The following is a 5,026-nucleotide window of genomic DNA, read 5'->3' as shown; positions in this document are numbered from 1 at the left end:
CCGGACTTCGAGGCCGCCTTCGCCCGCTTCCGCGCCCACTACGCCGTGCACTGCCGCGACCATACCCGCCCGTACCCCGGCATCATGGACGCCGTGCGCGCCCTCGCCGCGCGCGGCCTGAAACTCGGCATCGTGTCCAACAAGCCCGACCCCGAAGTCAAGGACATGAACCGCGTCTACTTCACGGGACTCTTCGGCGCGGCCCTCGGCGAACGCGAAGGCGTGCGCCGCAAGCCCGCCCCCGACAGCCTCCTCGAAGCCATGCGGGAACTCGGAGCCGCCAAAAGCTCCACCCTCTACGTCGGCGACTCCGAAGTCGACATAGCAACCGCCGCCAACGCCGGCGTCCCCTGCCTCTCCGTCACCTGGGGCTTCCGTACCAGAGAACACCTCGCTTCCTCCGGCGCCTCCCGCTTCATAACCTCCCCCGAAGAACTTGTCGCCGCTCTGGAATAAAGGCAGGAAAGGCAGAAAACGCGGAAAAGGCGGGAGAGGCGGGAGAGGAAGGGGGCAGGCAAGAGCAGCGGGGCACCGCCCCGCACCCCGCCGGGGGAGTCCCCCCGGGCCCCCGAAAGGCATGCGGGGGAAATAATTCCCCCCGCCCCCCCTGTTTCGCCTTGCGGCTGCGCCGCGCGGCGGACTCGTGCGGATGCCGGATGTCGGGCTCTGAAAAGACGGAAAGGGCAGAGGAGCGTGACGCAAAGGCCGGAAGGCTCGGCAAGGCACGTTTCGGGCTGCAATCTCAGTGCAGGCGTGCGCGGCTGCGCCCGCCTGCGGCTGGCCGACCGATGTTTCCGCTTCGCGGTCACATCGGTGTGGTTGGATGAGATTTCCAGATTTTTAAGGGAGAGCGGAGGCTCGAAGCTCTGGGAAACCTTCGCAGACAAAAGACAGTCGTTTTTTCAACGCTCTGGAAAGCCGTCGTTAGTAAAGAACAGTCGTCTCTCAACGCTCTGGGGCCCCGGGCGACGTCAGGAGCCCGGCCGGTGGTCATGAACAGGCGGAATTCACTTCCGCCGTTAAATGAAATGACCACCGTACAAGTCCCGCGTCCGTACAGCGTGTCCGGGGCAGACGGGCGCTCGCGGCACTCGGGCTTCATTCGGACGACGGCGGTGCTCCTTGCGCGGTAAGGGGCTTTTGCGGCGGTCGCTTTTTCGCTATGCTGTGGAAGTCTGTACGGGCATCATGGGGAAGGGATGAGAAGAACGGGATTGCCGTTGCTGTCGCGGTGTTGCTGGCGTTTTGCGTTTCGCGTGCGGCTGAGGGCGCGGAAGAGTTTCAGACATGACGCACAGGGGCTGGATGTCCTCGGTGCTGGCGGAAGAGTCGTATGCGGTGGCGCGTATGTGCACGGCGACGGACGACACCATGCTGACTCTGGACATGGAGCCCGACGCGCAGGGCGTGGGCTGGAGCATCTTCATGATGGGCGAGGCGTCCGACGCCATGAAGGTCTGGATGGAGGGCAGGACGGAGGTGTCCCTTTTCGGATGGATGCGCGTGGACAGAGGCAAAATATACGGCGTGAAATTTGACGTTTACCTGAGGGCGACGCACTTATCATTGAAATGCGGGGAGAGTTCCGCAACAAGTTTTTTTATGAGGCTGTAAACGGTTCCCTGCTGCGCGTGGATGTCGATGCCGGAGCCGGAGACTCCCGGACGGTCATGTCTTCTCTGGACGGCTTTGAGGATGCGCTGAACCGCTGCGTGGCGCTTGCCGGGCTGATCCGGGAGTGGGACCGCACGGACGCGGATTTTTTCGGAAACGCCGGGCCGAAGGAAGAGTTCTCGTTCCGAAGGGACGGCATGCATGAGTGACGGCATTGCGGGGCGAAGGGCGGCCTTCGGGGTCGGGCCGTCGTTTTGTACGGCACGGGCAGGAGGGCAGCGGGTCTGCACGGAAAGGAGCGGAGAGAGAGCATGAAAGTCACGGAACAGCAGATTGCCGAACGCTATGCGGCCATGACGGATGACGACCTTGCAGCGCTTGATCCGGCGAAGCTCACGCCGGAGGCGGCGGCGCTGCGCGCGCAGGAGCTGACAAGGCGCGGGCTCGTCGACACCCCGGCGCAGGCAGAACTCCGGGCTCGCCGCGAACGGGCCGCCGAAACGACGCGCAGAAAAAATCATGCACGGCAGCTTGCCGCCGTGGCGCTGGTAACGGCGGCGCTGTTTGTGGAATTTGTGCTTGCCCGCATGTGGAGCTGCCTTCGGCTGTGCGGGGCGGCGTCATCGTGGTGCTGTGCCTGCTCGCGCTTTACGTGCTGCGGGGAAGACGATAGGCCCGCGCGCGTGCCGGTACAGGCAGACTGCCGCCTCCGGACGCCCGGCGTTCAGGCGAGTCCGTACACGTCCTGCGTCATCCGCGGCTGTCCGCCGCGCCGTTCCGGAACATGACGTGCTGCGGCGCGGGCCGCTGACGTGAATCCGGAGCGTGTGCCGTCCGGGCGCGGCAGGGAGAGCCCCGCCGCGTTTTTTGCGCTCAGGACGGGGCGAAGCCCCGGTCGGAGTCCGGATGCCCCCGGTCGGCCCCCGGATGCCCCCGGGAAGGGAGGGACAGGCCCTTCTCCGTGAAGGGACAGAAGTCCCGCGACGTTCCCTGTCCCGCATTTCTGACCCGTCCGAAAAGTCATGCGCGTTCCCCTGAATCCTGAAAGAGGCGCGCCCTTTTGCGCGTGTTCCTGCCTTCGGAAAAAGGCCGGAGGGCCCGCGAGTTTCCCCCTTTTTGGCGAAGGGCAACGAGCCGCATTCCGTGGCCTCTGCGCGTGAACATGGAGCCGCCCCTCCGTCGTGCGCCCTCCCCGCGTGTCGCATCCCCTCGTGTCGCCACCCCGCGTGTCGTGCTCCCGCCGTCGCGTTCCCTCGTCCCGGCTCTTTTTTCCTCTCGCCCGTGCAGACGGGCCGTCGAAAAAAATAAAACGGTTCGGAAAGAGGGCGGCGGGGGAAGGGGGAAAAGGCCTTTTCAAAGGGTTTTTCTCTGGTTCCCGTGGTTCATTTTTCTCCCTATCCGTAAATAAGAGAGCATTTAAGGAAGGGGGACTTGATTCTTTCTGTCTGCGGGGTATAATCGCCCCACAAATGGCGGCCGCAGTCTGCGGTCGGAACGTCCGATTCCCCGGAGGAATCGGGAGTCGGCGGGCGCGCTGCGCCTGTTGCGTTATGTGTCGGACAAGGCGGGAGGAGAGGATCGCCTTGTCTCTTTGTTACATTATACCATGGTCTTATGGCCTTTTCCCCTTTGCAATAAGGAAATGGCGTGAATAAAAAGCATAAAGTGCTCATTGCCAACCGCGGCGAAATCGCGGTTCGCATCATTCAGGCATGCGTGAAGCTCGGGCTCGACTTCGTGTGCGTTCATACCGCGGAAGACGTCTGTTCCGGTCACGTGGCGCTGGCCCGTGAGATCGGCGGCGAAAAGAGCCTGTACCGCATTTCTTCCTACCACGACGCCAACGAGCTTCTGAGCGTGGCCGACGAATCCGGCGCCACGGCCGTGCATCCCGGCTACGGCTTCTTCGCCGAAGACTTTCGCTTCGCCCGCAGAGTGACCGAACGCGAGCGTCCGCTCATTTTCCTCGGTCCTTCGTGGCGCGTCATCCGCGACCTCGGCGACAAAATCAACACCAAGCGTCTTGCCCGTTCGCTCGGCGTGCCCACGGTGCCCGGTTCCGACAGGCCCATCTACGACGAGCTTGAGGCCGAAAAGATCGCCCGTTCGCTCTTTGACTTTCAGATGCAGCAGGGCATTGCCCGTCCGCTCGTGCTCGTCAAGGCTTCTGCGGGCGGCGGCGGCATGGGCATCGAGGAAGTGTACGACATCGACATGTTCCGTCAGGTGTACCGCCGCATCCGCAACTACGCCATGCGTCAGTTCAAGGACGAGGGCGTGCTCATCGAACAGCGCATCAAGGACTTCAACCATCTTGAAGTGCAGGTGCTCTCCGACCGCACGGGCCGTCATCCCGTGCATTTCGGCACCCGCAACTGCTCCATCCAGTCCACCGGACGCCAGAAGCGTCTGGAAGTGGCTCCCGGCTTCGATCCCTCGTCCATCAAGTACGACTTCGACGCCGCGGCGCTTCTCGACGAGATCGTCATGCACTCGCTCAACATGGCCCGCAAGGTGGGCTACGACAGCGTGGGCACCTGGGAATGGATAGTCACCCGCGACGGTCAGCCCTTCCTCATGGAAGTGAACACCCGAATTCAGGTGGAAAACGGCGTGTCCGCCGCCATCAGCCGCGTGAAGGGCAAGGAAGTCGACCTCATCGCCGAACAGATCCGCACCGGCCTCGGCGAGCCGCTCGGCTACACGCAGGACGACATCACCTTTAACGGCGTGGGCGTCGAGTACCGCATCATTGCCGAAGACCCGGACAACGGCTTTGCCCCCTGGGTGGGCGACATCGACCGCTTCAGCTGGGACGAGCATGAATGGTGCCGCGTGCATACGCACGTTCCGCCCGCCTCTCCGGAGCATCCCTACACCATTCCCACCGAGTTCGACCCCAACCTTGCTCTTGCCATCATCTGGGGCAGGGATCTGGCCGAAGTGTCCGCCCACGGCCTCGCCTTCCTCGACACGCTCCGCCTTGAGGGGCACGACGGCAAGGGCGAACCGTTGAAGTCCAACGTGGAATTTCTCAAGAAAAAAACGGAGCGCATGCTGCGTTTCTAGTTTCCTGTTCTTGTCAGGAAGGGATATGTTTTTATGATGGAATGGGAAAAGCAACTGCATCAGCTTGCCGACAGACTGTGTTATCTCAAGGATATCTTCCCCGGAAAGCACGAGGAGGACATCGCGCTTCTTGAGACCCGTCTTGCCGACATCCGCCGCAAGCTCGAAACCTGCTCCGCCGAAGAGGCGCAGGCCGAAATGACCTCCCTCGAGGATCTGTTCTTCTTCATGGAGTGCAAGCTTGAAGACAAGCTCACCCCCATGGACAAGGTGCGCATCGTGCGCCATCCTCACCGCATCTGCCTGTGCGACATTCTGGAAAGCGTCTACGACAACTACACCG

General features: G+C 62.7%; 5 protein-coding genes and 1 pseudogene. All 6 read left to right on the top strand.

The genetic code is table 11. The features are described 5' to 3' along the window. Window positions 1-456, top strand: a 456-nt coding sequence (locus Q0J81_RS10535) for an HAD-IA family hydrolase (RefSeq protein ID WP_294447741.1), incomplete at its 5' end; no start/stop codon positions are given. 831 nt (window positions 457-1,287) lie between these two features. Further along, window positions 1,288-1,614 (top strand): hypothetical protein, encoded by a 327-nt coding sequence (locus Q0J81_RS10530; RefSeq protein ID WP_294447739.1) that lies wholly within the window; start codon window positions 1,288-1,290, stop codon window positions 1,612-1,614. Between the two features lie 56 nt (window positions 1,615-1,670). Further along, complete coding sequence (locus Q0J81_RS10525) at window positions 1,671-1,823, top strand: hypothetical protein (RefSeq protein ID WP_294447738.1); 153 nt, start codon at window positions 1,671-1,673, stop codon at window positions 1,821-1,823. A gap of 102 nt (window positions 1,824-1,925) precedes the next feature. Then, entirely contained in the window at window positions 1,926-2,402 is a 477-nt protein-coding gene (locus tag Q0J81_RS10520) for a hypothetical protein (RefSeq protein WP_294447736.1), read from the top strand. 859 nt (window positions 2,403-3,261) lie between these two features. Beyond that, on the top strand, window positions 3,262-4,683 hold the full coding sequence (locus Q0J81_RS10515; protein ID WP_294447734.1) for a biotin carboxylase N-terminal domain-containing protein: 1,422 nt from the start codon (window positions 3,262-3,264) through the stop codon (window positions 4,681-4,683). A 33-nt stretch (window positions 4,684-4,716) separates the two neighbouring features. Continuing rightward, a pseudogene (locus Q0J81_RS10510) lies at window positions 4,717-5,026 on the top strand (acetyl-CoA carboxylase carboxyl transferase subunit alpha/beta); the annotation flags it as partial.

Source organism: uncultured Mailhella sp. (genome assembly GCF_944324575.1).
In the GTDB taxonomy this organism is placed as follows: domain Bacteria; phylum Desulfobacterota; class Desulfovibrionia; order Desulfovibrionales; family Desulfovibrionaceae; genus Mailhella.
Note: the sequence above shows the minus strand (reverse complement) of the source record. Positions and strands in the feature narration are given on the sequence as shown.